The 26,374-nt window shown below is 58.8% G+C and carries 34 protein-coding genes; 10 read left to right on the top strand and 24 right to left on the bottom strand.

The annotated features are described in order from the left end of the window. Positions 1-34: 34 nt before the first annotated feature. From ASD94_RS23460 to ASD94_RS23950, 5 genes are all read left to right on the top strand, one after another. Complete coding sequence (locus tag ASD94_RS23460) at positions 35-1,207, top strand: hypothetical protein (RefSeq protein ID WP_156391342.1); 1,173 nt, start codon at positions 35-37, stop codon at positions 1,205-1,207. A gap of 5 nt (positions 1,208-1,212) precedes the next feature. Further along, entirely contained in the window at positions 1,213-2,013 is an 801-nt protein-coding gene (locus ASD94_RS04480) for a hypothetical protein (protein WP_156391341.1), read from the top strand. Positions 2,014-2,283: 270 nt separating this feature from the next. Then, a complete protein-coding gene (locus ASD94_RS04475; protein WP_056639250.1) occupies positions 2,284-3,411 on the top strand; it encodes a hypothetical protein in 1,128 nt (375 codons plus the stop codon). Beyond that, positions 3,380-3,949, top strand: a complete 570-nt coding sequence (locus tag ASD94_RS04470; protein WP_056639247.1) for a hypothetical protein — start codon at positions 3,380-3,382, stop codon at positions 3,947-3,949. Before ASD94_RS04475 ends, ASD94_RS04470 begins: the two co-directional genes overlap by 32 nt. 5 nt (positions 3,950-3,954) lie before the next feature. Then, positions 3,955-4,707 (top strand): zinc-finger-containing protein, encoded by a 753-nt coding sequence (locus ASD94_RS23950; protein ID WP_082576748.1) that lies wholly within the window; start codon positions 3,955-3,957, stop codon positions 4,705-4,707. 14 nt (positions 4,708-4,721) lie between these two features. Here the strand turns inward: ASD94_RS23950 and ASD94_RS04465 are convergent, their stop codons facing one another. Genes ASD94_RS04465 through ASD94_RS04450 form a run of 4 tightly spaced genes read right to left on the bottom strand, consistent with a single transcriptional unit; the run spans position 4,722 to position 6,976 of the window. Further along, a complete protein-coding gene (locus ASD94_RS04465; protein WP_056639244.1) occupies positions 4,722-5,054 on the bottom strand; it encodes a hypothetical protein in 333 nt (110 codons plus the stop codon). Between the two features lie 35 nt (positions 5,055-5,089). Beyond that, complete coding sequence (locus ASD94_RS04460; RefSeq protein ID WP_156391340.1) at positions 5,090-5,695, bottom strand: hypothetical protein; 606 nt, start codon at positions 5,693-5,695, stop codon at positions 5,090-5,092. Next, entirely contained in the window at positions 5,692-6,552 is an 861-nt protein-coding gene (locus tag ASD94_RS04455) for a hypothetical protein (RefSeq protein WP_056639239.1), read from the bottom strand. Before ASD94_RS04455 ends, ASD94_RS04460 begins: the two co-directional genes overlap by 4 nt. Before the next feature lie 13 nt (positions 6,553-6,565). Continuing rightward, the gene (locus tag ASD94_RS04450) at positions 6,566-6,976 is read right to left on the bottom strand and encodes a hypothetical protein (RefSeq protein ID WP_056639236.1); all 411 of its coding nucleotides are present in this window, start codon (positions 6,974-6,976) and stop codon (positions 6,566-6,568) included. A gap of 114 nt (positions 6,977-7,090) precedes the next feature. On the opposite strand from ASD94_RS04450, the gene ASD94_RS04445 reads away from it, so the two are divergent. Both ASD94_RS04445 and ASD94_RS04440 read left to right on the top strand, forming a co-directional pair. Then, positions 7,091-9,895 carry a DotA/TraY family protein gene (locus ASD94_RS04445; RefSeq protein WP_082576747.1) on the top strand — a complete coding sequence of 935 codons (2,805 nt, stop codon included), beginning with the start codon at positions 7,091-7,093 and terminating at the stop codon, positions 9,893-9,895. Positions 9,896-9,958: 63 nt separating this feature from the next. Next, on the top strand, positions 9,959-10,507 hold the full coding sequence (locus ASD94_RS04440; protein WP_056639230.1) for a hypothetical protein: 549 nt from the start codon (positions 9,959-9,961) through the stop codon (positions 10,505-10,507). Positions 10,508-12,061: 1,554 nt separating this feature from the next. Here the strand turns inward: ASD94_RS04440 and trfA are convergent. Beyond that, positions 12,062-12,928, bottom strand: a complete 867-nt coding sequence (trfA, locus tag ASD94_RS04435; RefSeq protein ID WP_162255814.1) for a plasmid replication initiator TrfA — start codon at positions 12,926-12,928, stop codon at positions 12,062-12,064. A 173-nt stretch (positions 12,929-13,101) separates the two neighbouring features. On the opposite strand from trfA, the gene ASD94_RS04430 reads away from it, so the two are divergent. The 3 genes from ASD94_RS04430 (at position 13,102) to ASD94_RS04420 (ending at position 14,853) form a co-directional block, all read left to right on the top strand. After that, positions 13,102-13,449: a hypothetical protein gene (locus ASD94_RS04430; RefSeq protein ID WP_056639224.1), complete on the top strand. Its 348-nt coding sequence runs from the start codon at positions 13,102-13,104 to the stop codon at positions 13,447-13,449. Further along, positions 13,446-13,880 carry a hypothetical protein gene (locus tag ASD94_RS04425; RefSeq protein ID WP_056639221.1) on the top strand — a complete coding sequence of 145 codons (435 nt, stop codon included), beginning with the start codon at positions 13,446-13,448 and terminating at the stop codon, positions 13,878-13,880. Before ASD94_RS04430 ends, ASD94_RS04425 begins: the two co-directional genes overlap by 4 nt. A gap of 64 nt (positions 13,881-13,944) precedes the next feature. Further along, positions 13,945-14,853: a DUF6685 family protein gene (locus tag ASD94_RS04420; protein WP_056639217.1), complete on the top strand. Its 909-nt coding sequence runs from the start codon at positions 13,945-13,947 to the stop codon at positions 14,851-14,853. 4 nt (positions 14,854-14,857) lie between these two features. Here ASD94_RS04420 and ASD94_RS04415 read toward each other — a convergent pair whose 3' ends face one another. The 19 genes from ASD94_RS04415 to ASD94_RS04340 form a co-directional block, all read right to left on the bottom strand. Next, positions 14,858-15,172, bottom strand: a complete 315-nt coding sequence (locus ASD94_RS04415; protein ID WP_056639215.1) for a hypothetical protein — start codon at positions 15,170-15,172, stop codon at positions 14,858-14,860. Between the two features lie 18 nt (positions 15,173-15,190). After that, positions 15,191-15,613, bottom strand: a complete 423-nt coding sequence (locus ASD94_RS24205) for a glycine zipper 2TM domain-containing protein (RefSeq protein WP_156391338.1) — start codon at positions 15,611-15,613, stop codon at positions 15,191-15,193. 25 nt (positions 15,614-15,638) lie between these two features. Next, the gene (locus ASD94_RS04405; protein WP_056639209.1) at positions 15,639-15,902 is read right to left on the bottom strand and encodes a hypothetical protein; all 264 of its coding nucleotides are present in this window, start codon (positions 15,900-15,902) and stop codon (positions 15,639-15,641) included. A 295-nt stretch (positions 15,903-16,197) separates the two neighbouring features. Next, entirely contained in the window at positions 16,198-16,806 is a 609-nt protein-coding gene (locus ASD94_RS04400; RefSeq protein WP_056639206.1) for a hypothetical protein, read from the bottom strand. After that, positions 16,800-17,087: a hypothetical protein gene (locus tag ASD94_RS04395; RefSeq protein ID WP_200954183.1), complete on the bottom strand. Its 288-nt coding sequence runs from the start codon at positions 17,085-17,087 to the stop codon at positions 16,800-16,802. The genes ASD94_RS04400 and ASD94_RS04395 overlap by 7 nt, the downstream gene beginning before the upstream one ends. A gap of 408 nt (positions 17,088-17,495) precedes the next feature. Next, complete coding sequence (locus tag ASD94_RS23455) at positions 17,496-17,774, bottom strand: hypothetical protein (RefSeq protein WP_156391337.1); 279 nt, start codon at positions 17,772-17,774, stop codon at positions 17,496-17,498. Between the two features lie 304 nt (positions 17,775-18,078). Beyond that, complete coding sequence (locus ASD94_RS04390; protein WP_056639202.1) at positions 18,079-19,851, bottom strand: hypothetical protein; 1,773 nt, start codon at positions 19,849-19,851, stop codon at positions 18,079-18,081. 8 nt (positions 19,852-19,859) lie between these two features. After that, positions 19,860-20,411 (bottom strand): thermonuclease family protein, encoded by a 552-nt coding sequence (locus ASD94_RS23020; protein ID WP_082576745.1) that lies wholly within the window; start codon positions 20,409-20,411, stop codon positions 19,860-19,862. Further along, positions 20,408-20,833, bottom strand: a complete 426-nt coding sequence (locus ASD94_RS04385) for a hypothetical protein (RefSeq protein ID WP_056639200.1) — start codon at positions 20,831-20,833, stop codon at positions 20,408-20,410. The genes ASD94_RS23020 and ASD94_RS04385 overlap by 4 nt, the downstream gene beginning before the upstream one ends. 215 nt (positions 20,834-21,048) lie before the next feature. After that, positions 21,049-21,366 carry a hypothetical protein gene (locus ASD94_RS04375; RefSeq protein WP_056639195.1) on the bottom strand — a complete coding sequence of 106 codons (318 nt, stop codon included), beginning with the start codon at positions 21,364-21,366 and terminating at the stop codon, positions 21,049-21,051. A 381-nt stretch (positions 21,367-21,747) separates the two neighbouring features. Next, entirely contained in the window at positions 21,748-23,439 is a 1,692-nt protein-coding gene (locus tag ASD94_RS04370) for a type II toxin-antitoxin system HipA family toxin (protein WP_082576744.1), read from the bottom strand. Beyond that, entirely contained in the window at positions 23,432-23,737 is a 306-nt protein-coding gene (locus ASD94_RS04365) for a helix-turn-helix transcriptional regulator (RefSeq protein WP_082576757.1), read from the bottom strand. Before ASD94_RS04365 ends, ASD94_RS04370 begins: the two co-directional genes overlap by 8 nt. 134 nt (positions 23,738-23,871) lie before the next feature. Then, positions 23,872-24,120, bottom strand: coding sequence for a hypothetical protein (locus ASD94_RS04360; RefSeq protein WP_056639192.1), 249 nt, complete (start codon positions 24,118-24,120; stop codon positions 23,872-23,874). After that, positions 24,117-24,422, bottom strand: coding sequence for a hypothetical protein (locus ASD94_RS04355; protein WP_056639189.1), 306 nt, complete (start codon positions 24,420-24,422; stop codon positions 24,117-24,119). The genes ASD94_RS04360 and ASD94_RS04355 overlap by 4 nt, the downstream gene beginning before the upstream one ends. A gap of 8 nt (positions 24,423-24,430) precedes the next feature. Further along, positions 24,431-24,802, bottom strand: coding sequence for a nucleotidyltransferase domain-containing protein (locus ASD94_RS23015; protein WP_082576743.1), 372 nt, complete (start codon positions 24,800-24,802; stop codon positions 24,431-24,433). Positions 24,803-24,805: 3 nt separating this feature from the next. Further along, positions 24,806-25,333 (bottom strand): hypothetical protein, encoded by a 528-nt coding sequence (locus ASD94_RS23450; RefSeq protein ID WP_156391336.1) that lies wholly within the window; start codon positions 25,331-25,333, stop codon positions 24,806-24,808. An 87-nt stretch (positions 25,334-25,420) separates the two neighbouring features. Next, positions 25,421-25,756, bottom strand: a complete 336-nt coding sequence (locus ASD94_RS04350; RefSeq protein WP_056639185.1) for a hypothetical protein — start codon at positions 25,754-25,756, stop codon at positions 25,421-25,423. Positions 25,757-25,770: 14 nt separating this feature from the next. Next, positions 25,771-25,980 carry a hypothetical protein gene (locus ASD94_RS04345; RefSeq protein ID WP_056639182.1) on the bottom strand — a complete coding sequence of 70 codons (210 nt, stop codon included), beginning with the start codon at positions 25,978-25,980 and terminating at the stop codon, positions 25,771-25,773. Continuing rightward, positions 25,977-26,318 (bottom strand): hypothetical protein, encoded by a 342-nt coding sequence (locus tag ASD94_RS04340; protein ID WP_056639180.1) that lies wholly within the window; start codon positions 26,316-26,318, stop codon positions 25,977-25,979. The genes ASD94_RS04345 and ASD94_RS04340 overlap by 4 nt, the downstream gene beginning before the upstream one ends. Positions 26,319-26,374 lie beyond the last annotated feature (56 nt).

Here is a 26,374-nt window from a genome sequence, read left to right as displayed (position 1 = left end):
ATAGCATCGTGTGAGCTTCAAATGGATGTTGCTCATGGAATTGACACGCAAAAAACTCGCTATTGCCGCCGCTGCGGTGGCCGTCTTGATGGGTGGGGTTTGGCTCGTTGCCAGCCGCACCGCCTCCCCTCAACTTTCTGCAGATGGCATCGCCGACTTCAAGGCACCGCCTCGTTCACCTGATCTCAGTGGAGAAATCCACGACAAGATGGCGGCACTGCAACCTCCAAACGCAGAGCGGCCAGAGGTCAAGCTGCCACCTGCGCCACCATCGCGTGGATTCGACGCTCCCCCGACGCTGCCGACCGTAGGCACACCCACGGCTCAAGCGGTAGGGGCGGGTGCCGCAGAAGCGGCGCAAGCTGCTCAGGCTCTGCAAAACGACCCCGTGATGACTCATCTCGCACGCTACGGCACACCTGTGACCAAGCAGGTTATGCCTGTTGGCGGGCTGACGATGTGGACCCTCATCAGCAAATCCGGCAAGACCGTAAAGCTGTACACCACCGCAGATGGCAAGGCCCTCGTTTCCGGGGTGGTGTGGAATCTGGAGAGCGGCGCCAACGTATCCGAATCCGCTGCACTGCCCATGCCAATGCCCGGAGGCGACCCCAGCTATGGGGCACGCCTGCCCCAAGTTGTGGCGCCTGCCGCGCCCACAAACAACCTTGTGACGGGCAAATACTCAACACCGTCCGCATTCGACGGCAAGGCTCCTAGCCAGATCCCCGAAGCCATCAAGCTCGTTGATGGCTTGGCTGGTTTCAAGGAAGGGAAGGGCGGTCCAGCGGACACGCTCTACATCATCATTGACCCTCGGTGCCCATACTGCCGCAGCGCCTACCTCAAGACGCGCGAGCATGTGGCCAAGGGCATGACCATCAAATGGATTCCCACTGCCGCCTTGGGGCGCCCCGAACAGGGCCTCCCCCTGGCGACGACCATCCTTCGCTCCAAAGACCCTGCGGTGCTGGAGCGCGTACTGGGCAAGCATGAGTCCATCGCGACTGAGCCCGCCCAGGCAGACGTAGCAGCCCTCAATAACAACCTCGATTTCATGTTCGAGGCGTTCAAACAAAACAACGAGCCGAGTCCCGGCGTTCCCGTCGCATTCTTCGTTGATCGGCGCTCTGGCAAGGCTCGCATGATGATGGGCCTGTCCGAGCAGGCTGTGATTGACGACATTCTCGGCAACCCCAAGAAGTAAATCCCATGGCAAAACAATCTCTGCCCGATTTCGCTCCTGAGCTGCGCGTTGTAGCAGCAGGAACCGCAAGCAACCGTCTAGTCGTCGTGTTCGACACGGCCACCGACCTTGACCTCAAACGCTCGCCGCGCGTGGTGATGATCGACACCGAAGGCGTCACGAACATCACCACAGAAGTGACCGATGTGACCACCCAGGAACTGGTGGACCGTGCGCTGTACCAAGGCAAGATCAACCTGCTCACCCAAAAGGGCGAAGCAGAAGCTACTCGATACCTTCTGGCCGAGTTTTCGCTGGAAGTAGAGGGCCACGGCAAGCGCAGCAAGGAAGGGAAGCTCAATTTCCCTCCAGCGCTGGAAGTCGAACAACAGGTTCTCCAGGGCGTGGCCGACGCCTTCACCGAGGCAAGCCTGGAAATGGTCTACAGCAGCGGCGCAGGTGCCGCCCCGACCACCGCAGCCTATGAACAGGCTCCCGCTGGCTCCCCTTGGCTCGCCAGACCAGCCCTGGCCTACGCTGGCGGCCCAGCCGCCCCTGCAGCAGGCTCAGCGCGCAGCAGCGGCGGCAAAAAGGGCTGGAGCAAAAAAGCAACTTGGTTTGTTGCCCTGCTGGCCTTGCTGCTTTTGGCTGCAACGCTCAAAATCATGCTTTCGTCCTCTGATCCCGTTCAGTCCGCCGTCAACAAGGCGCTTGCAAACGACCCTCGTGCCCGCGACGAACAGATCGAGATCACAAGGAATACTCTCAGAGAAATGGGCCTTGATCCAGGCAAAAACGGCGACCTGGGCTGTCTCGCGGCCCCATAACACCGGATGCTTTCATGGAAGGTAGGGTGCCCAGTCTTCGTGGTGACTTTGCTCTCATCCCCACCCGCCAGCGTCAGGCTTGGCGGGATGCCGCTGCGCGGCATTTGACGAGCATCATGCGTGACCGCGACGACAAACTACTGCCCAAATGGAAGCAAGACGAACAACTTGAGCCAGCGCGACTGTTTATTAAGTTATTGCGCGAGCAAGGGGTAGACGACTTGCCTACCATAGCGGGTCTATACACATCAATAGAGCCACGTCCCACGTATGCGCGAACTCAGTAACGTCGAAAACGACCCCGCCGCCCTAAAAGCACTGAGCGAGGAAATAGCGGCTTTTTGCCTCCGAACTCGCTACCTCTTGATCCCGTCACCGGAGCAACTGACCGATGCGGTCATCTTGCTTCGGCGACTGGTTCTGATCTCCCACAAGGTCTTACCGATCAAGAGCTACTTCAACCTGCTGCGCGATCTGCAGCGAATAGTGCTCACTTCGGCTGTACTCGCACACGAGCACACCAAGAACATGCCGGAGGACACTGACGAGGCTGTACAAGCGAAGCGCAGGGCCTATCAGCATTACGACGATCAGTACAACGCAACCCTGGCCGTCCATCCTGTTGGGGAAGTGGAGGGCGAGCAAATCGCCGCCCTGGTGCGCCATCGCCTTTGCACAGAAGACGTGTTCTGTGCTGCCTGCTCGTTCTTGCAGCTCGAAGTCTCCAAACGCGGCTCCATCTACTACATCCGGGGCGAGTCGCCTGAATTCTCGGAAACGAAGAAGAACCGCGACCCCCTGTTGATGGACAACGAGATCACCTTGAAAACACTGGCGAGCAACCTCGCCCGCCCCGATCTTGAACGCGGGGCGGTCGAGCAGACCCAGATCACATACGGATTCAATCTGATGGCAAAGCTCTACCAGCTTTTCATCAAGATGCCGGTTGTGATCCAGTGGATAAAGGACGGCGAGCACCTTGCAAACCCGCGCCGCAAGGTGGACGTGCGGGCGCACTTCAACCTCACGCTGCGCGATTACGACACGGTGATGGTCATGGCCCGCCAGATGGGCATGACGGTCCTCAAATCGCGAAAAGAGGCGAGCGCCATCAAATGGACGCTCAATGCAAAGATCGAGGAGCGCGTCCTGGCGCACGCCAAGCTGACTGGCTACTCGCCGAACAGGGCATTGAATTCCCTGCTGCACGACCTGTTCATGCTCATTGACGCACGCAAACGCGGTAAAGCACTCCAGCCAGCAACGCCAGAGGCTCCCGCTGCGGCCCCTCCAAAACCCGTGGCACGCCCGGTTCGTGTCAAGGCAAACCTCCCTCAACCCAAAAAACCGCAACATGGAGCGCGGAATGGCAAAACAAGAACAAAGCGACGCCCCTGAGATTCCCGAGGAAGACAAGAAGAGGCTCCAGAAAGCCACCACCTTGTTGACCGCATACACCAACTTCATGCGTTGGGCAGGGAACTTCCGCCGCGATGAGATCAAGCGGCACCCGCGCCACGCATCTGTGGTGATGCTCAGTACGATGCAGTCCAGCCGGTTTGCTTTCGCGGTCGAGGGCAGCTCTCTGCTCCTGGCCGCGCAGCCCTTCGAGATGACTTGGCTATCCGCCATGCCTTTCGACTCAGCCTACGTCTCTGACAGGCTCTATCTGTCCACAGATGGCGCGCAGTGCATGGAGGTGAACCTACCCCCCCTCACCATCGGTATTTGGTGCGATCAAAAGGCCAAGCGTGAAGAGATGGCACAGGCCAACTATGTCGTGCCGGTGGAGATGACTGTCCATGAGGGCCAGATCATTGATGTTGGCAGGCCTCAAGGCCTGGGCATCAAGATCAAGCGGGGGGATGTTGTTGCGGCACTCAACGAGGCCACGAAAGAGCGGCAAAACAGCCGCGACATGGCAAGGTACTTCTAACAGCAATGAGTAGGCTTAGCGTCGAGCTGCACCAGCTTTATACGCACGGCAGGAGTCTTGGCACCACATTCGGCAAACCACACTGGCCGATATTGGATGAGTTCACTCGCGATCTAGCGCGAGCTGGGTTTAACAGAAATAAACTCCCGGCGAATACGCTGCGTGGCAGGCACGTCCAGGCACTACTCAACTGCTGGCGAAAGAACAACCTTCACGACACGACAATCTTTGTTCTCGTTGAGGTCTTGCGTTGGTGGGCGAGGGCGATTGACAACCCAGGCGCGGTGTTGTCGGACGACCGTCTCCGTCTTCAAAAACCTGAGCGTAGCGAAACAGATCCATTTCCAGTTCAGGTGATCTATTGCTGCGGTTGTCAGAAAAACGTGTACGCACGCTTAACCACGGGTTCCGAGGTTTACGCTCACAGAGCAGACCTACGTATGACACCTTTTTGGAAATGTGACACATGCTCCAACCATGTTGGCTGTCATCACAAATCGAGCGACAGAACAGCGCCACTAGGCTGCATTGCAACTGCCGAAATAAAGAATGCGCGCAAGCATATTCATGCAATCTTTGACCCAATCTGGAAGCAAGGATTGATGACCCGCGATGCCCTCTATGAGCAAGTTGGAGCGGCAGTGGGTAAAGAATTCCACATCGCTGACATACGATCAATTGATGAAGCCCGCACGGTCTACAGAATCGTGAGAAACATAGCTTCAGCCCACAAAAAAGCCGCCTCGCAGGCGGCTTGATTGATGAACTGCCCTCAGATCGACGGGCCATCATTCCAAGGGTCATTGGACCCCAGCCCGATCTCGTCCATCTGACGAGAAGTCGCGGCTCCATTCTTGAGCCACTCCACATCGAGGTTTTGTCCCTTTTCTGCAGACTCGATGATGCGCTCGCGCTCTGCCATAGCAACAAAAACGCCATCGAGCGTTTCGTTGCTGGGGGCCTTGTAATCGGCCAGGAGCGAGTCCACCACCGGGGGAGGGAGCTTGTTCAGCGCTGCCCGCGTCTGCTGGCCATGGGCCGACAGCGCGGACTGCTTGGAAATCAGAATTTCACGCTCTTGCGATGGCAGAACGCTGGATGACATGGCCTGGAAGGACGCTGGAGACATAGACACCTCGCTCACATCGACGGCGAAGGGCCGTCATTTGGTTCGTCGTAATGCGAATACACCATGTCGGCATATCGCTTCAAATAAATCTGCTCGGCCTGCAGCAGCAGCTCGGCGACCTGGGGCCGGTTGGCCTCCGGCACTGCCAGGGCCGTCTCGCTCTGAAACTGCGCGCGCAGCTCCTGCCGCGCCTTCGCGCCCATGGGGAACTGGTCAATGCCCTGCATGGCAGTCACGAAGCTCTCCTGCAGCACGTTGATGCCGTCAGCATCGTTGCTGCGCAACGCAGGGATGGAGTTCAACGTGGTCAATGCTGCGGCGTAGACGCTGACCATGGAGGAAAGCTCCCGCTCACGGGTTTCGTTGACCCGAGGGGAGACAGTGGCGTGTGTAGCGCGCTCTTTGAGGAACCCGCTCTCGCGAGCAGCGAGGGTGTGAATGCCCGTGCGCACTGACAGCGCTCTACTGTCTTCGCCAAGCATCTCATCAGCCATGGAATCAATCGCATAGCTGTTCTCTGGAGTGGATGCAAGCTGGCGCAAAGCGGCAATGCCTATCGCGGCCTCGCTTGCTCTGCGGACGGACAAATTCGACATATAGCTTTCATGTGCTGTCATGATGGTGCCATATCGTCTGAGTAGCTTGAAGACTCGCGCAGGTCTGCTCTGGCCTGCAGCAAATCCCTTGCACGTTTGGCCGCACCGTGCTGAACAAGGTGCATCGTAGGCGACGATGCAATGTCCACCAGCACGCTGTCCGGTGTGTATGGGTTTTCGACAAAGGCCTCAACAACGCCCAGCGCCTTCGAGGTCTTGTCGAACATTTCCCGAAGCTGCTCCGATGACTGGCACACGGGGACGAGATATGGAGCGAAATCGCTCTCGTAACCCACCATTAAAGCACTAAAAATAGCAGCTTTTTTAGTTGTCAGACTTGGCTCGTCTAAGCGCATGTGCCCCCCAAGGCTCGCAGCCACGTTCAACCGTGTCCGCTGGTCATTGCTGACTGCCAAGGCTGCAAGTGTGTCCAGCGTCGCATCAGGCCGTGCTGCCAGGGCCTGCAAGGTCGATGTGTGACTGCTGCAGTGCTCAATCAGTGCCGCCTGCACCTCCGGTGCAATGCGGCGCTGCCTCAGTGTCGCCTCGGAGACAATAGGAGCATCGCGGCCTTGCTTCACCAGCTCGGCCTGTTGGGCTGGCGACACACGGTTGATCTCGGCGTAGATCAGTTGTGTTGCGAGCGCTTGCGAAGCGTCCGCCATGTTTGCGATGTGTCGCTTGAAAGCAACTTGCATCGTTTGACCAACAGCGGTCGCCGCTTCGGTCAGCTTCTCAACGAGGTTTCCTTGGACCTGGGCCAAGTTCAAAACCACACGAACTGCCAATCGTGCAGGGCGATCTTGATTGAGTTGCCTGCTCAGAAAGTCGTTCTCCGACTCAAAGCGAGCAACTACCGGGAGCTTCTTCATCGTCATAGTGCTCCGTTCGTTAGGCGTTCAACAGGGTCGTCTTTGTGCCCAGCAGGACTGTTTCGCTCATCTCCGGGGGGAACACCACCACCTCGCCAAACCCCTCGACCCTCAGCGTGAGCAGCTTTTTGCCTGTGTCCTTCATTTCCCGCGTAATCGCTTCACCGATGGCGCGCATCGCGCTCGCATCAACGTGAGCGGGCAGCGCGGGCACCTCAAGGCGGTACTCGGCATCGAGGTCGCGTGTCAGCAGCACCTCAAGCGTGGAGCCCGGAAAAAGTCCACCCACCGCACAGTCGGCCCGCGCCTGGGCCGCTGAGTAGGCCAGCGCCTGGAGCGCTGCATAAATCTCAACGTTGGAGACTTTGATGGCGCTTCGCGCGAGCACCCACTGGGCTCCATCCGTGTAATTCAATTCCTGCAACGGCATGTTTTCTCACTTTTCTACGATGATGGCACTCGCCGAGTATATTTTCTTCATTGAAAACACACTAGCATCCTGAGAGAATCTTAGGACTCGGTTACATCACTTCGGGACACATCAATGGCAACAATGCCTTTCACCCCCTGCACGGCAGACCCATGCACAGACGTAACAGTCAGCATCCTGCAGACAGTCTTCGGGCCAGTTATTCGCAATCTCACACTTGGAGCGGACCCTGGCACGGTCGATCCGGTTGTGAACGTGATCGCGACGATGATGAGTTACTTCAACAGCGGGGTGCTGACCGTTGCGATGCTGATCGTCAGCTTCATCACCATCATGGGCGTCATCAACACGGCCAACGATGGCGAGGCCTTCGGAAAAAACTGGTCGTCCTTGTGGACACCCGTGCGGATCGTTTCCGGTGCGGCGGTGCTTCTGCCCACGGGCACCGGCTACTCGTTCATCCAGCTCATCGTCATGATGTTCTCGCTGTGGTCGGTTGGCTTTGCCAACGGCACCTTCAAGATGGGCGTTGAAAACGGCATCATCGCTGGCTCACTACAAAATGTGAGTCAGCAAATCGGGGTGGGCTCTAGCGCAACAGCGAATAAAGACTTCCCTTTATTCAATATGCGAGAGCTTGCATCTAACTACATGGTCTCGGCATATTGCGCAAAAACTGTTAATGCAGTTTACGGCGACGGTATTGTTTCTGGCCTCGTTCCACCGAATGTCAGTTTGAACACGGGCGGCACACCTGACAGGCAAGCCACCGAAGCTGGTATTAAAACCACATACACATACGAGTTCAAAGACAGAAATCTTTTGGCTCCGCTGGCTGGTGGGAACGCAGTTTGCGGAACAGTCAACCTGTATGAATATCAGCATGTAACCCCGACGCCGAGTTCCACACCAGTGCTGTTGTCCGCAGTTTTTGACGATGCGGCGCGTGATGCCAATAATCAAGCAATCAGCCTGTTGCGGGACGCCATCCTCGCTGCAAAACTTTCCGCAGTCAAAGACATGATGCGAGAAATTGACAGTTGGGTTGCGTCCTGGCCTGGAGACATTAATCAGGATTGGAGCGCTGTCAGCGTCAATACCTTCAACACTATTGCCGACAACGCACAGACAAATATGCTGTCGAACCTCCGGTCGCGCATGCAGTCTGACAATACCCTCAAAGGGTTGATGGAGCGTTTCACAAATGACATTACCAAAGACGGCTGGGCAATGGCGGGCGGCTATTACCAGCGCCTGGGAGGCATCCGTGAAGAGCTGCGCAAGATTTACGCAGAGTCACCCGGTACTGTGACGCAACCAGCTCTGCGCTGGCTCCCGGAAGATGCCAAGGGCAACTTGGTGCGACAAAGCGCAATCATGCCCGCTGTCATCGCACGCAAGGCGCTTGACGGCTCTGGCTACACCCCCAAATCCATCACTGACACGGGCAATGTCGCAAGCATCATTCCTGTCGATCTGGACGATGTGGACATTGACCAGATGGGTGAGCGTGGCAACAAGGTTATGAATTCACTTGTCGGCAGAGTGATGGAGGCCGTCACGAACACGGCGACGGGCGCGGACGGTAATGCAGATGCCATCGCTCGTATCAAGACTACAGGAGATATTCTAGCTGTCGCCAATGGAACGCTCTCTGGTATTGGCAAGCTGCTTGATACTGCTGTGACAACAGGTCGTGTAATTGCTGCGGCAACAACCGGCGTGCCCATCGTGGGTGGCGTGTCGAAAGCAGCGGATATTCTCAGCGAGTTCTTGGGACGAAATATCCTGCAACCCATTGCAGAAATATCAGGCTGGATCGATATTCTTGCCTTCTATTTCGGTGTTTTTCTGCCCAGTTTGCCTTACACGATCTTCATCGTGGCGGTTGTTGGGTGGCTGCTGGCCGTCCTTCAAACTGTGTTCGCAGCTCCGCTTTGGGCCGTTATGCACATGACGCCTGACCGGACATTCGTTGGTAGTCAAACACAAGGCTATTTGATGTTCCTGTCGCTGTTTATGCGGCCTGTACTCATTATTGCAGCGCTTTTTGCTGCAATGTTGCTTGCTAATCCCATCGTCTTGTATGTATCGAAGGCATTCTGGGCAATGCGGACAGCAAATGTTTCGAGTGCTGAATCCCTGGGATTCTTTGTCCAATTCCTCACTTGGAAAAACTGGATGATTATGTACGGCCTTATGCTGGGGCCTATCGTGTACATGATCTTCGGTCTGACAAATACACTTCCTGATGCAATCCTTACGTGGATCGGCGCCGGAATCAAACCGCTGGGTGAAACCCAGGCCACGGCAGAGATGCGCAGCGGCATGGAACGCCATGGAGCATCCGCACGCGGCGCAGCCCTTGGCGGCGCGGCAGGAGCCCGCCGCTTGCCACCCGCTGGATCGGGTAATGCAGGGCGCAGTGGAGGCGCCATGCCCTCTGGTGGCTCAGGCCTGGGCTATGCCGGTGCTGCAGCAGGCGGCGCAGCGGCAGGTGCTGCCTATGCTGGTGGAGCGGGAAGCGACGCCAATCGCGCCCATCGGCCGATCTCCGACACTGGACAGTCCAAGGGACATGACACACCAGACTATGTGCCGCCCGAACAGTCACCGGCCACGTCCAGCTCGCGCGCTGCGGGAGCTGGTGCTGCAGGCGTTGCAGCAGGCGCTGCTGCGCAGAACTACTCGTCGGGCCAGGACCGACTGGTCAACAATGAATCCTCAACCTCATCCGCAAGAGCTGACGATGCAACAAGTGGCGGTACTGATGCCAATGGCAACAGACCACTCTCTAACGAAGCAGCCTCGACTGCAGGCGTTGGCGCCGTGCTGAATTCGGATACCGCTGAACCATCTGGAACATCCGAAGACCATATGTTCGATGACAATCAAAGCAACAGAAGCGCTGCAGCGTGACGAAATGCCGTGCAAACCCCTGCTAATTAGCGCATACTAATTACAACGTGAAAGGAGTACCCAATGTCCGTTTTCCAAGACCCTCGACTTGCTGAGTCCGTTGGCTACAACACCGGACATGCTCACGGCCATGCAATGGGCCTGGAGCAGGGGTACACCAATGGCTGGAACGCTGCCACGATCCACAGCGAGAATGTGATCGCTGACCGTGACGGCGTGATTGAACGTCTGCACGACGCGAACGCCAACCTGCAGTACCAGCTTGCACAGATGCAGCAGCTCCTTGAACTGCAGCAGGAGCAAGCCCAGTCGCTGCGAGCCGACTACGAGGGCATGCACAAGGCATTCTTGGGTGTTGTGGCTATTGCCACACCTGCAATGAAGATCGTTGCACATCAACCGCTAGAGGACCGTCACACCTTTATCAAGGATTACGGGGACAACGCCTACAAGCTGCAAGGCCGTGACTATGTGACCGCTCATCGGTTCCCTCACAATCAGCCACTGGTGAAGCAGTACCTGTCAATTGGGCACCATGTAATCGACCAAACCATTGAACAGATCAGGCGGCAGCAAGCCTCGCCATCTCCAGGCGCAGCGGCCACAGCCTGACGCAACCCAATCACAGTTCCTCCCTTTAACCAGCGCACTCCGCTGGTTTTTTTTCGCCTGCTGTGTTCAGCACGCAGCAGCTCGTGCACAAACCCGCCTCGGCGGTCCACCGGAATGTCGAAATGTCAGGAAGGAAGGCAGACGCCCTGGCCAGCGTCGTGAGCGACTTCACCGAGGCCGCAGGGGCATCCCGCAGGAAGGCCGCTCAGGAAACCACCCAGCCCGACCCCTTGCCAAAACGTTTTTAGGCCCTTCCTGGGCTCATGGGCAAGCGACAGCGGCATTTCCAACCGGCTTCGCCGCCCCTCTTCCTGATAAACAGGCCGGAGGGGGGAGCCGCTGCGACGGCAGCGGGGGGAGGGCTTGCCCTCCCATGGGGTCTGGGGCGACAGCCCGCAGCGGGGGAGCTGCCAGTAGGCAGCGGGCCGGAGGCCGAGGGGCGTCGAAGCGCCCCTCCCACAGAGGTAGTTCTTCCACCGCCTGGGGGGGCCTATTCCGCCCCCTTCGGGGGCCTGCTAATGGTATTGGGGGGATGCCGGGCGGGAGCGCGAAGCGCGGGCGTAGGCCGAAGGCCGGAGGAGCTGGCGGGGGGCGCAGCCCCCCAAGAGGCGGTGACTTTGTGCACCCCGCGAAAAATTTCGCGAGTTATCCACAGGGCGCGGGGCTAGTTAAAAAACCAGTTATAAAAGAGTTAAGAGACAGTTAGAGGGGTGTGGGTAACCCCAAAAACGCCTTGTAAATCATAGGCTTAGGCGACGTGCGGCGGTGTTCTACATACGAACTGGCGGGGGTCAACATGCGAACTTGCAGGGCTCAACATACGAGTAGGCGGGGGTCAACATGCGAATTTGCCTGTCTGGACGGGGGTCAACCTACGAAGAGTGCATTCAAATCGGGGGTCAACATACGAATCGTGTCCACCACGTCCGCGCGGCGTACTTTTTGATACGTTTTGCGCCTTCAAGGCCTCCGTTCCCTGCCATGGGTGGCTGCTCATCCCGAAAACGGGGGTCTAAATACGAACTCTGCGGGGGTCTAAGTACGAATCCGGGTGCCTGCAGGTTCCTCGCGGGGGTCAACATACGAACAGAACCTGCCCAGCATGCCCATGCCTGCTCTGAATTGGCGCTGCCGGGGGTCTAAATACGAACTTTTGCCCCCTAGTCCTGGCCTCAGCCGGCCAGTAGCGCGCCCTGACGCGGGCCGGGGGTCAAAATACGAACGGCAGGCGAGCGAACAGACCAGGCCCCCCACCCCCTCAAAAGCGGCTTGGAATGAGCCTTTCCCTGGGGAAATGGCTCGTGCATGGCGCTGCAATGCTGCTTGTGGGGGTCAAAAAACGAACTGCCGGGGGTCAACCGACGAACAGCAGTGCTCGCCACAGCCCGTGGCGCAGCGTCTCAACCGCGAGGACGGGGGTCTAGTGACGAACACGCCCAGCGTGCAGGCACCGCTGGATCACTCCAGCGACGCGCGGCGGTTGTCTATGTACGAATCCAGGGAGGGAAGGGTGCCGAGCGCTTGCGGTAGCGCAGGCGGCACGAGCAGCTTGTCTCAGGCGCGGAAGACGGTCACGAGGCCGGTCTTGGATATGTCGTAGGCCTTGAGGAAGCCCACGCTCACCAGGGCCTCCAGGGCACGTTTTATGGTCTTCTTGGCCTCGCGCAAGCGAGCAGATTTACGGCTCGCCTGGGCCTTGGCATCGAGGTCAGCATCCTCCGGTGCATCGACCTCGATCCCAGCTCCGCGCAGCAGCGTCTCCAGCTTGTGCGCATAGGGTTCCTGATGGGTGGAGAAATAGGCGTGCAGCCATGTGGCCACGCCCTCGGGGAGGGCCAGTCGAGTCTCCCAATCTATCCGGCTGTACATGCGCTCGAACAAGAACAGCAACCTGTCTTCCTTGTCGAAGACCTTGACAGTCCAGGGCTTCTGCTCGTCCTTGCTGTACTCGTAGCCAGCGATCAACCGGGTGCTGCAGCCCTTGTCGAAGCGCTGGCTGTAAACCTCGATAGTGCCTGACGAGAGGCGACGAATCGTGCCCAGCAGCCGCTGGTAGCTGGGGCCGGTGGTCGGCCACCTGATGGCCTTGAGAAAACTGTGCGGCGTGAAAGTGACGGAAGGGCACCGCGCCGCCTTGGACAGATGCACGAGCTGCAGCCAGACGGTTTCATCGTCCTGGCGCAGTTCCTCGCCGATGTAGAAAATCTCCCCGCCCCCCAGGATGGGGGTGCGCAGCGGGTTCTGAGCAACGAACACGCTGCGCGGCACCTTGCGATTGCGAGCACTGCATAGCCCGCTACGGAAAACTTCGTTGGGCGCCGCTCGCTCGTCCTCCGGCCACATCATCAACTGCCCGTCGCTGTGCAGCAGCTCAAGCTCTTCGCTCTTGCGAGCTGCAGCGCGGGCCATCTGTTGGTCCACCAGTTGCCGCGCCTTCGCCGTTGTCCGATCCTCTGTCATAGAACCCCTCCGCAATTGCATGCTGCCGTAAATCATACACACCAACGAAAAGTAGCCTGGAAGGCCCCTGCACTCGTTTAATAGTGTGGAATAATTATGGCACGATTGGGCATTCTTTGACTTAGGAGGTGTGAATGAACGACTACCTTGAACAACAGAACGAATGGGCCAGACGCGCTGATAGCGTGCAGGCCCCTGCAGCACAGGCCTACTCTCGGCTGCTCACCCTCACCGAGCAACGCGACAGCGGCCAGATTCTGCGTGTGGCGCAGTTCGTCGCTGCCACCTACAACGGAACAGCGTTCCCGCTCGACCCGTTCATCCTCCGTACCCTGGACGTGGACATTTCAGACGACATGCTGCTCTGCCTTGACGCCCTGCGATGGGGGCGAGCCGATCTGCATTCTCTGGTGCCTGACGGCGCCCGCCGCATCGAGGCGATGTGCACCAAGTGGGGTCTGAAATCGGACGATGGCAAATGACTGAATGGGCAGGCCTTCAACCGCCGCTCGATCCGGCGCTCATCATCGGGCAAACCGATGTGGGTGCTGTGCTGGTGGATACGCTCAAACTGCTGCAGGAGGCGTCAGACTACCTGACACGCCTCCCACGGGTGCCTGTTACCCAGCAGCTCATTGCCAAGCTCGAAGCGCACCAGAGCGCCCCTGCTACGCTGACTGCGCGACGGGTAGCGGAGCAGCTTGAGCACGAAAAGCAGGCGCGCTGCGCAGCGGCATACACAGCATTCGGAGTGCCCATCATCGAATGCGAGGTTCAAGGGAACAAGCTGCGAATGAAGCTGGGCAACGCCCCATCTTCACGCGCACGAGCCCTCGCGATGCTTGAGGCTGGGTGCGAGCTGCAGCTTGAGCAAAAGGCAAGTTTTCGACCGCCCAGGTCGAAACGGAGCTGACCCTGGCGCTCTGTGCCAATCAACGGTTGCTATACGCAGAATCGAAGTCACAGGAGAAGCGATTTTGCAGACGATAAGCAGCTCCATTTGGGAAGGCGTTCGCAACGCCTTCGGCGACCCGGCCAGCATCCGCCGTGTGCTCGCCACGCATCCGCGTATGCGCGCCAGCCTGCGCGCCCCGGCCCGCACCATCAGCGCCCGCAACGTGCCCTCCTGGCACGAGCTGGGCACGCCGCCGCTCTTGGGCTGGCCCAGAAGGGCGAAAGGCCATCTGGTTGGCTGGACGGCATCTGGAGGCGACGGCTGGCAGAGCTTCCACATCGTGCGGCCAGAGTACGCACGGCTTGCCCGCTGCCAGATCACGCAAGCCACTTTGGATCTGCAGGCCATAGACGGATTCGCTGCATCCAAATCAGACCTGAATACCTTCGCGTCCACCGACGAAATGGTCATCTCCAATTCGCGCGAGCTGATCGCCGAGATCAGCCTGCAGCAGTTGGCCAAGGCCCTTGCTCACAGAGAAATCCGCATCATCCATTCCCCTGGCGCCGACCACTTTGCCCGGTACTTGTGGGACGTACCTGCCCCGAGACTGTGGCTGATGAATTCAGGCGGTAGCCACCACCTCGCAGCAGCAAAGCTCATTGCGGCCCGCTTGGGCCAATCTGTCCCCTTGACTGGCGACCTTCACACGCACTCTTTGGACGCCAGCTCCGTGGCATCGCTCAGAGCCGAGTTTGAGCTATTTGCCCTGGCTGACGACGATGTGGGGATGACAGCCTTTGCGGACGCCATGAGGGCCGTTCGGGCAACTTGGCTGTCTCACCCACTACCCAGGCCCTACGAGCGCTCCACCGCCGTTCTGCTTCCGCGCAGCGAGGGCCGCTCGATGCGAGTGGCCTTGGAGATGCGCAAGGCCGGGATGACAGACCTGGGCGAGCACTTGAGCGCCCTGGCAACGGCGCTGGACTGACTTGTCAGAATGACTGGGTATTGAGGGTTGCCGGGTCAAGAACCATTGCCATGCTCGCAGCAATGTCCTCGTTTGAGATCACCCCCACCTGCAGGCCCAGACGGGCGATCACGGGCAGGCGTTCCAACTTAGCCATGACCGCGACCGCTCCTGCGCAGGTCATGCGCTCGGAATCCACGGTCTTGTGACAGGTGAAGGTGAGGAAATCATCGGCCAGCAGCCCTTTGATGATCCCCTCAATCCGCCCAGGCCTCAGCTCGATGGCCGCACCATCGCACCGGAACGGGCAGTTTGAGCACGGGCGCTTGGTGATGGGCATGGCCTTCGAGCGTCCGAGTTAGCGCAAGACCAGCTTGCCGTCTTCGGTGAGCGAGTACCGAATTGCCATGCCTGGGCGCCATGGGCCGCTCAGGTCTGCGTCGAAAATTTGGCCCGAGGCGTTGTCTCTGAATGTGACGTTCACGAAGCGCACCATCTTGGTCGATCCACCGGCACCAGCTCCAACGGCTGCTCCACCAATGACGCCGATGGCGGTTGCGAGCTTGCGACCGTTGCCCTTGCCGATCTGGTTGCCAACTGCGCCGCCAACGACCGCGCCCGCAACCGCACCGCCGGTGCTGGGCTGGAATTCAGGCCGCAGCCCTTCCTGCGTTTCGATGACCGTCCCCATCCGCACAGGCAAGCTCTGGTGCGGGTTGGTTGCACATCCGGCCAGGAGGGCAACAGCAAGCACCAGGGGGAAGAATTTTGCTCGGATCATGGATACCTCTCTATGAAAAATTGAATCAGCCCGAACGGCTGTCTACGTTGAATGGAAACCGGATAGACGCTTTCAAGTCGGCACCGCTGGCGCGCAGCTCTTCACCCACATCCAGCTCTGCGCGCGGGTTCGCCACGAGCCACGCCTTGCACACCTTACGGTCGAAAAACCCAACGTCATGATCGCCCACGGTGTAGGCCCCAAGCCGATCCGAGGGGCAAGCATCGAGAACGGACTGCAATTCAGCAAGCCACTTTTTCTCGGCCTGGGTGAGCGGTTTGGCTGGCATTTTTTGGCCTCGCTAAAGTACACGGATCGGAGCATCGGGCTCGAACGCAATCCACAGTCCTCGCCCCTCAGTCCCGCCGACCATTGCGAAGCACCAGCCCTCGGACCAACACTCTCTGATGTGGACTCCCGAGGGCCTGCGCCCCGAGTATTCCTCGATCATTCGCGATAGATCATCGCGACTAAACGCGGCGGCGTAAGCCGCTGGTGCAGCAGAAAAGGGCAGGGCTCGCCACAGTGGATCGTTCGCCAGACGACAGCACGACCCGTCGCCTTTCCAGTATCTCAGTGCCCGTTCAGCCATGACTGGCTTCGCTGACTGCGACAGTAGAAAGCGCGCGGGAGAAAAAATGCCTACAGGCCTTTGCATGGTGTCTCTCGATTTTTTTGGACTCGGCATCTGCTGACCAGTTCGCGCTGGAAAGGCTGCTCACAGGCATCCTTGTGCGGCGTGTGAGAGGTTTGAGCCTTTCACGCTCGCCCGGAGCCAGGGGCGCCAGCCATGTATTGGAGGGCGTGCGCAAGGCCTCATCATCGAACAGCACCTGATACTCAAACCCGAATCGGGTGCGAATGGCACAGAGCACCGAGGCAGGCGCATACAGCTCAAGCGATCCGGTCTTGTGTCGCCCCATCTCGTTGAACCTGCTGGGGGGAACCGCCAAGGTGCGGATAGGCTCCGTGGGTATGACGTTCATCACATCCAGAGCTGAAATCCGCTCTCCGTGCCCCGAAGGCGAGGCAATAAGCATCTCGCCTCCAGAGTGCATGCCTTGAAAGAACCAATAGGGCAACTCCTTGGGAACGGCGTACATCCGGGACCACTGGGAGGCTTCGCGGATCACGCGCTTTGACGCAACTTCGATCAGCGTCAATGGAGTGAGGTTCAGGATGCTGTTCAGCATGCGGACCTCGCTACCCCTGCGATCCCTGGAGCGTCCACATTGGCGCCATGGCGCCACCAAGACACGGATTCAAAGGGCGATGCCTGCATCACGAGGTGTTGACCACCCATGAGGCCCACGGCGAAGTCGCGGCAGATGCCCAGACCGAAAACGTCAGGGCGCTGCGTGGTCACAGCCTCGTTGACCACCGCATCCTCCGGTGCGCTCTTTCGATAGCCGAAGGAAGGCGCGGCCAGGAATGGGCACACCTGCAGCGCATAGATCGCGCAGTCCCGATGCATCGGGCCATCGGTGTAGCACCTTGCCTCAGTTGACCGAGGGCCACCCACAAAAGCCATGCGTGAGCCCAAGGGCTCACCGCACAGGGCGCAGCAACGGCGCTGAATGAGCGCCGCTACCTTGTAGGGGTCCATTGTCCGAAAATCAACCACTCCATCGACCACGCGAGCATGCGCTGTTATGGGGTAGCCTCGCGGGTCACGCGCAAGGCGGGCCATGCGCGCGGGCATAGCCACCGCGCTCAGATCGCGCCACGCCTTCATGATTGGGCTCCAATCACGAGGCGGCGAGCTGCGAAAGCAGCTTGAATGCGTGCGGCCATAGATGAAAAATTCAGGTCCATGGCCTAATCATACACACTATTAAGGCTTGTGCAACCTCAATCTGGGTGGCTTCACCGCAGACCCGCGTCAGGCTTTCGAGGATCGTTTCTTTGGTGCTGGCGTTGCCGTGCGAAGGGCATGCCGCTTCTCACTGAATACGCGCACATCGCCTGCTTCCGCCAATCGACGCGCTGCCTCTCTGGCGCCAAGGGATAGTTGCCCTTTACCGATCTGCAAAAACAGCTCGACGCTATCGGGATCGAGCATGACGTTGTAGCGCTTGCCGTCCTGCACGCCATCTGCTGCCTTGACGCCCGCGCCGGGTGCACGCTTGACAGGTGCAGTCTTTGGTGTGGTTTCTTCCATGTCTATCAACTCAGTTGGCGGTGGGCTTTGCGGCGATCATGCCAAAAAGCAGCGATGGCATCCAGGCGCCACGCACTGCGTGCAAACACTGTGCTGCCGCCATCATGAACGGAGTCACTGGGGGTGGCGCATGACCACTCTTTGTTAGCTGCATGACCACTCTTTGTTAGCTGCATGACCACTCTTTGTTAGCTGCATGACCACTCTTTGTTAGCAAACCAGCGCATGCATTTTCCGTGCTGGACACATTCGCCAAATCATACCCATCAATTGCACACATTAATAAGCATTGACGAACAAATAGCTACCAGCTCTCCATCCGCAGTATTGTTTCCAGCGCGGGGCGGTCGGTCGGGCGCTTCAAGACCCGCGCCATGCTGACCTGAGAGAAGGGGATCAGAATGGACAGATTCAGTGCGAGCCATGGGTTGGGGGCCACCCAATCCATCGGGTCCACGCGCCCCCCAGTACATGCCTGCCACAACTCCCAGTGCTGCAGCACATCAGGCAACTCGCTGACCTCGCAACCAGCCAGGAATGCCAGTTCGCAAGGGTTGCAGGGGTAGATTCCCACCCAATAGGTGGCAATCTTCCCGTTGAGATAGCAGTGCAGATCGCCATGGTCTGAGCGCTCGCCAAAAACCACCCCTGATGCCTGGGCGCGTTGCGCCTCCGTGCTCTTGCTCATGAGGAACCGGCGCAGGAACTGGCGAGGCACCCCATGCTGCGGCGCCTCGACCCAGAGCGATGTGTGACCGCACAAGCTCAGCAACGTGGGCGCGTTTGCCTTCACTCGCTCGGAGTACCAAGCGAGCACGTCGTCCTTGCGAGCTGCAAACTCAGATGCGGCCAGCTCACCAACACGGGCGGCAAACTTGATCCGCGCGAGTAGGGCGCGATCCTCGTCACCGCCCAGTTGGCCGGTGCCGGTGTAGGCCTCCAAGGGCACCTCACAGCCATACCGATCTTCCATCCAAAGGCTGACCGACGACTTGACCTCGCTACGCGGTACCGCGCTGAACCCGGCAAGCGCAGCGGCCTTTGGCCGCTGCGCTTGCGACAGGGCAGCGGGCCGGGAAACCTTGTAGCCACGGCGCCAGAACTTTTCCACGATCAGGTCGAACATCATGGACAACCACACCAGCTCCAGGGGGTGCAGATCGGCAATGTGCGTCAACGAAATCGACACGTTCTGTTCACTTGCGACGGCACGATGCTCAGTGCGCTGGAAATACAGTCGCTCACTTTCACCGTGATAGCGCAGACCCAGGTAGCCATACGGAAACCAGCTCCGGGGCACAGGCCTTTGTTGATAGCCATCACCTGTTTCGCTCACCTCCAGCGGTGGCTCTTCGTACTCCGGCACATCCGAGAGCACAAACAGGTTGCCCCCGTTCTTGACCACAAAGCAGAAATAGCTCTGATAAGTCTCTTGATGCCGGATCAGGTTCAGCGACACGCCAGAAGGCATGCGGGTGGCCGCTGCCACCATCGACTCCAGACTCCACCACTGCATCACGGTTCTGCTGCAGTCGGGGCGACGCCCTGCCGTATCCTCTGGGCCTTCAAGGAACTGCTCGACGCGCAGCCTTTCGATGCCGCGCAGCGCATCCCGCCGCAGCAGCGCCATGGAGTCATCACGGGCAAGGAGCTGCTGCACGCCAGGATGGTCGGCAGCACCGTAGCCATTCAGTGACTCGGCCACGGTGGCGAAAAATGCCGCTCTGGCCTGCACCAGCTCCGGCGTGCCCAGCAGTTCCATGAGGGAGCGCGGCTTTTCAAGCCGGGATGCCAAGCACTCCGGGTCATTGAGCAGCGACAGGGCGCTGCACTCGACCCCAGCAAGGTAGGTTTTCAGGAAATAGGCCAGCAACAAGCTGGCCGTGACCCCATCGGGATCAAGATGCATTGCATCCTCAACCTCGGCATACGTGTCCTGCAGCCGCCACGAACCGATGCAGACGCCAGAGGAACTGCCCACACCACTTGCGATCTCGCCCCAAATGCTCAATGCATGCAGCAGATTCGACGGACCCATTTTCACGGGATCAGTACGCACATTCACCACCTTCGTCATTCGTCAATCTACTGGCCTGCACCATCGCAGGCCTGGTTCTTCCAGCATTGCTTTCGCCACTCCCACGGCGGTACAGGCTGCGTTCCCCCTGCAGCCCAGATGCCAAGCCCTGCAGCCCTGGCTTGAGCTTCAAAAGTCGCTGACTGGGGATTACGGACATAGGAGCGGTTGACACGGTTTACCCATGCCATCCCGCGCCTCAACTGCTCGGCATTCACATCTAGGCCACCGACAAAGACCGTGCAGACAGATCGCCCCCAGTGGTCGGTTTCGTAGCAAGTAGCCGTCGCGCTTTGACCTCTCGCCAGAGAGACAAGCGATTGCTTGGCTGCTTGGCTGAACGGTTGCCCAGGCCTACCACCTCCATGACCGCGCTCAGGGGCATCAATGTCAGAAAGTCTGACTGTGGACTTGGAGAAATCAGCTTGCAGAATCGTCAGGCTATCGCCGTCATCGACGTGGATCACCTTGCCAGTCAATGACCATGGGGCCGCACTCGCAACCTGCCAACTCAGGGCAAGTGTGCCGCCGATCAAGATCGCGCGTACCACGACCTTCATGTCGCGGCCCCTGGTGGCGTTGCGGCTGCACGAGCCTCCATGATCTTGATTGCATCAAGAACGTCTACAGCAACGCACCTTGCCATCATTTCCTCCAGGGCCGATTTGCCAAACACAGATAGTCGAGCAGTGCGGATGAGCGAGGCCTCCCGCAGCTCACCGCGCCCAGAAGGCCCCATGGCATCGCCGAGCGACTGGTGCCAGTTTTCAGCGCAGCACAGTGCGGTGAAAGCAGTGGCACGCTCAGCCTCGTTCATGTCGGCAAGCGCCTTGCCGCGCAACGCATGTATGGCGCGCATCTCTGAGCGCGCTTGCTCGGCCCCCTCGCCCTGCCCGGAGTAGGCGTCCACCAGCCCTTTGCGATCCTGGATCGCGGAAGGGATGCAGCGCTGCAAGATCGTGTCTGGCTTCAATCTGGGCATAGCGGATCACGAGAAGGAGACGAAATTTCCCAGGTGATCCACCACCAACTCACCCTTGAATTCCCCACTCGCTATGCGAGAGGGAAGGGCGTGCATCGGAAAGACGACCATGGTCGCGTCGGACAGGCGACAGAGCGTAAAAAAGCTGAGGCCAGAGAACGAGGCTGTGTCTGTCAGCCAGATGGTCTGATTGCTTGAGCTGGAAGGAGCTTGCATCAGCAGTACCCCATGTGGCGACGTTCTGCAGCCACCTCTGCCGCGTAGTCCCGCCGTGCTTCATCCGCACGGCGCTTCGTCACCAACGCGCGCTTCTCTGCGAAGCTCAGCGCGGACACGTTGGGCACCTGAACCTTGCCGCTGCCCTTGCACTCCGTGCAGGTCACGTCATAGGCGCCGCTCAGATAGCGCTGTTGCTCATCGCCGTCCATCTCGGCCCACTCCGTGGACGTGAAGCCGTTGGTGAAGGCCGGATTTTCAACACGGCCTTCGCCTTCACAGCAGGAGCAAATAGCCCAGTGATATTTCCCGTTCATGTGCGCCCCGTTATTAGGATGCGCTATTGTCCCACACTAATTAGGCTTCTGAAAACGAATTCTGAGGGGGATCACGGCTCGAAAGTTTCGGTGGCCGTCGCTGCAGACAAGCGCACCGGCTGCGCGGGCGGGGAGGCCAAAGCCCTGCGCACCGACTCCGCTGCAACCTCGTTCAAGATGGTGCCGCACAGACCCGCAAGGGAAGTGCCAAGCACCTTTGCTTGCGCATCAAGCCAAGCTCGCGTCTCTCCAGTCACCGTTACCGGGAACCGGGACTCTTCGCTCGATGCCATTGCTGGCATCGATCTCGACGTTGCTGCAGCCAAAACATCGACAATCGACAGCGGCCCTTCTGGGATCATCTTGATCTTTCTCCGTTGCTCACAGACCCGGCTCAGAATCCCTCTCGCGGCCCAAGTGCGCGGGGGAGGGTTTGCCCTCCGTTTCGTGGGCCACTGCTTGAGCTGCAGTGTTCACACGGTCGCGCAACGCTGCCTTCTGCTCATCCGTCAGTGCTGCAGGGCTCGCGCCAGCAATAGCCCGGTACACGTCATCCGCTGACTGCTTGTCAGCGTTCAGGCTCTTGGCAATGGCGGCATCCTCCACGGCCCGCCAATCGACCTTGGCGCCGCCGCCAGCTCGCTCGATTGCCTCTGACCCCATCTCCGCAAACGTGAGCAACGCTCCCGTGGTCATGGCCTTGAGGCTGTCCAACATTCCGGCGCGCTGGTCCTGCGCAGCCGTCCATGCAGGCGTCGCCGGGGCCATTACCTGCTTGTATGCACGAGGGTTGCCCAAGCCACCCAGGCGCACCTTCTTGACCTGGGACTCCAGGCCAAGCCTGCTCATGTCCCATTCCTTCTTCATACGCTGCCAGAGCTGGTCAGGCACGCGGTCACGATTGGCCTCAAGCGATGCCGTCATACCGGCGTCGATGCGCTCGATCACACGCTCGGGCTTGAGCACGTTGCAACGGTGGCCGAACGCGATCAGCGCTGCCCGATCTGGATAGGCCGAAGACTTGTTGAGCTTCAAGGCCATGTCACGGTCCTGGGTGATCCTCCCTGTGCGGAGGTTCTCCACGTCATAAACCGAGGTCGTCACCACGTCAAACAGTGGCGACAGCCTGATGCTCTCGGGCTTGTGCGGTGAGTCGTAAAGCAGGCCAAAGTTTTTCAAATGGGCGTCGCCGTTTCTGACCATCGTGCTCAGGCAGAAATAGTCGAAGAACCGTTGCTTGGACTCAGTGGCATTCGGTCCGCAGTAGGCTTCGATGATCGTGGCGATGTTTTCATACGAACCCTCGTACTTGTAAGAGCCGTACTCGTTGTATGTCAATCCGGCCAGGACCGACATGTCCTCGAAGCCCTTGCGCTCCCCCGTGTCCGTTCTATCGAACCTGCGAACAACAAACAAGCTGCCGTCATCGCTCAGGTGAAACTCCGGCACGTCGATGCCAGCTCGCTTGGCTGCGTCCATGCACAGAAACTCGTTTTGCGTCAGGTTCTCGTGCTGAATACTGGACGCCTTCACGATGAGATCAGACAGGCGCGCTGTGGTGTGCATGATGGCCGCAACGCCATCGCTACTGGCATCTGCGTCAGGGACCATCACCTTGGGCTGGACCCCGCTGACGCCCGATGCCAGATAGGTGTCGAGCAGGTGATCGAACAGCTCGTCAGATGCCTTCGAGCCAAGCAGTTCACGCAGGCCAACACCGGCACCAGGGCGGGTCACCTCTTCGGTGGGGTCAACGACCGTGAGCCTACCGATCTGGTCGTGGCCCACGATTGAAAGGAGCGACATGTCATCGAGCTTGCTGAAAGCCTTCCCGTAGCGCTCACGAATCTTGTGACGCAGATTGCCCTCGGGCAGATTCATCGCAAAGATGGGATGAGGCTGGCTACTGTTGTAGCTCGCCGCCCGAAGCGGCATGCCCAACGCCAGCTCTGCCTGCCTGTCTTGTGTGTCGTAGTTGAAAACGTACTGCGACTCGCGCAGCAGCTTCCCACTATGGCCCTGGGGGGTGTCCACCGCCAGGGCCTTGATCTTCCCGCGCAGAGCCTCAGCCATTGTCTAACCCAACAAGCATCTTGCGCATGCTTTCCGTGTCAGGGCGGGCATCGGTGATCTCCACCAATTTGCCCAAGGCTCCGAGCGTTGCAAAAACGATGTGCGAGCCCACGTTCTTGCCCCTCTCAAGGTCAGCGATGGTCTGCCTGCGGGTGCCCACAGCGTGGGCGAGATCGTCCTGCGTTTTGCCCAGCGCGATACGCTCCTTGCGAACCATTTGGCCGAACGTCCCGCTGTCTTGGGCACGCTTCGGCCCCTCGGGCCTGTCCGGGTTTTTGATGGTCACTCTGATGCTCATGCTGGGCTCCTTCGCGGTGTTCCGCATGTTCGTAGTATCGAACATTTGCAAAACTGCGTCAATGTTTTGTTCGTTTAACCGAACACAACATCCACCCCATGGATCTTGGGAAGGGCTGGCCCCACGGCAGGCCGCTAGTCTTTCGGCGCCAGAAAGATTCCGAACCCAGTGACCAATCCCAACAGCAGCAACGCGGTGGACAGGATCATCAAAACGGCGCGCAGCACGAAGACGCCGAGGCCTGCCAGAGGATCAAGGCTGCTGGCCAGGGCGAAAGCGCCTACGGCCAGCAGCATGCAAACGGCCACGATTGCCGTGGCTAGTTTCAACCGGGCGAACCGGACTGGCCTCTCGCCCGGTTGGGCCGGGAAGATGCCTTTCACGCCCTTTTGCCTCGCACGAATGGCGCGATCTTTGTGGTGATCGAGGGGTGGTAGATATAGGGCTTGACGCCCTTTGCTGCGGCATCCGCTTTGACGCCAAGAGTGGCGCCCATGCCGTGCAAATGCAGCTCCGTGGCCCCCTGCGTCAATGCATCCGCAAGTGCTGCGCGGCACGCTGCAATCTTGGTGGGGTGCGCGTCCTTCCGATGCACTGACGGCGCCGCAATCGCGGCTGCTTCTGCTGCATGCGGCACAAACCAATACCCGACTGCATCCTCGAAGACTGTGTATTCAGCTTTCATTGCGTTCCTCAGAATAATCGAATCCCACCGGACACAGCACCGGCAAATGCACTTGGATCATCTTTACTGTTTTGATAGCGGCTTTCACGCATAGTAATCAGATCAATAGGCCCTAGCCCTTGTGCTTTACGCGCCTTATCCAATTGCAAAAAGATTTTTGAATGCAGCGTACCGCTCAACGAAATATCCGCAGGCGCAGCATCGTCAAGAATTACCAAAATATCATGGTCAGAGTTACTGCGGGGTTGACCGTTAGCTCTGCTGCCAATCAGATAAATGGACTTAATCCCATAACCGCCAAGCACTTGAATGCAGAAATTGACGGCAAAGGCAAGGGTTCCCGGATCGGCCAAGGGAGCGCTGTAGCTAATCGCTGCCATCGCCTACCTTATCTCACGCCGCTCGCGCTCGCTTGAATACCAGCCAGCGCATGCCACCACCAATACAAAAACCGGCGCGAACACCAAAGCGATAACCCAAGTCAGATCGAACAACTCGCGCATCGGAACGATGCTCACTGAATTCTCTTCTACCGGTACGCCCAAAGCGCCGGTCAAAAAGAATAATAGAAGGGGAATGCATCCTAATACTATTAGTGGCATCATGTGACGACGCGCACCAAAGAAATGGGTTATGGAGATTGCTGACAGCATAGAAACACCCCATAAGGTCCAAGCCCAGCCAGGAGCGCCGACAATTTCGATACCACTGGCGAAAGAGCCCACCAACAGACCTAATGCGATGCTGGCCGACAAGATCAAGTAAACAGCCGACAGGCCATTAAAAAGACTACTGATTGGTCCGGTTTTATTCATTGTGCTTTCCCCGACGAATTGTGCCTGGATGGTGGATGAAATAGCTGCTCGCTGGACAAGAGCAAATCCCACAGGGTGCGCCGCGCAGCTCAACATGAATGTGCTCCAGCGCATCGGCAACCGTGCGAAATGACACAGCCGGAAATGCACCCGCTCTTGCCGGGTAGACAGTCGTGTGGTCGGTCAATCGAGCTTGCTGCATGGTTCGCTCACTGCCTCAAAAGTGATCTGTGTCGGAGGCCTGCTGTCGTCAAAGACGGCAAACAGGTCAACATCGAACAGGCGGTACTGCCCACCAGGGCCACCGATGACCACGTACTCACCGGCTGGCCCAATGCAGACGGGGAACAGCGCCCCCTCAACGCCCTGGCCGTAGTATTTGGAGCTTGGACGAACGCGGGCCAGCAGCCTTTGACCGACATTCGTCAGCACGGTCTGCCGCGCTTCGATGGCGGCGAACTCTTTTCGCATTTGCTCCACGTCCACTACGCGAAGCGGCATTGGTTTCGACTCTGGCATAACTCCCTCCTGCGCTAAAGACCGACGATGCGTTCAAGGTGTCTGGGGATGACAACTGCCACGCCGCCCGCCTCCTTGCTGCGCAAGGTGACGCCCTTGCCACACACGGGGCAATTGAGCATGCCGTGCTCATTCGGCACGCCACGGCGCACATAGCGCGTGAACTCCTTGCCGCTCGCCTCGCAGCGGCTACGGCGGGCGAGGGGGATAGTAAACCCACTCATGCTGGACAGGCGGCGGCGCGAGCTGCAGAACGCCCCAGCAACTTCTGCTGAAAGTCAGGGTCGGCTCCTTTGAGATGCCAGCCAAACATACTGCCTGCCAGCATCGCCTCGCGCTGAGCTTCACTCACGCCCTCGGCTGCATTGAGTTCATCGGCAGACAAGCGGCTTTGAATTGGATAGAAGCCGGTTTCACCGCGCTTGATGGCGATGACCTTTGCATCGCATCCGTAGATGCCTTTGGAGTTGTCTGCGTAAGCAATGGGCGGCAGTCCGCGCTCAGCCAAGGCATCATCACGCACTTGATCTGCGGGGTTCTCGTAACTGGTCTTGTTCAGCATGAATCACTCCTTTGTTAGTGTGTATTATTACACACCATTAAGGAGATTCAAAGCCG

It is taken from the genome of Acidovorax sp. Root70 (assembly GCF_001428225.1).
GTDB lineage: Bacteria > Pseudomonadota > Gammaproteobacteria > Burkholderiales > Burkholderiaceae_C > Acidovorax.
Note: the sequence above shows the minus strand (reverse complement) of the source record. Positions and strands in the feature narration are given on the sequence as shown.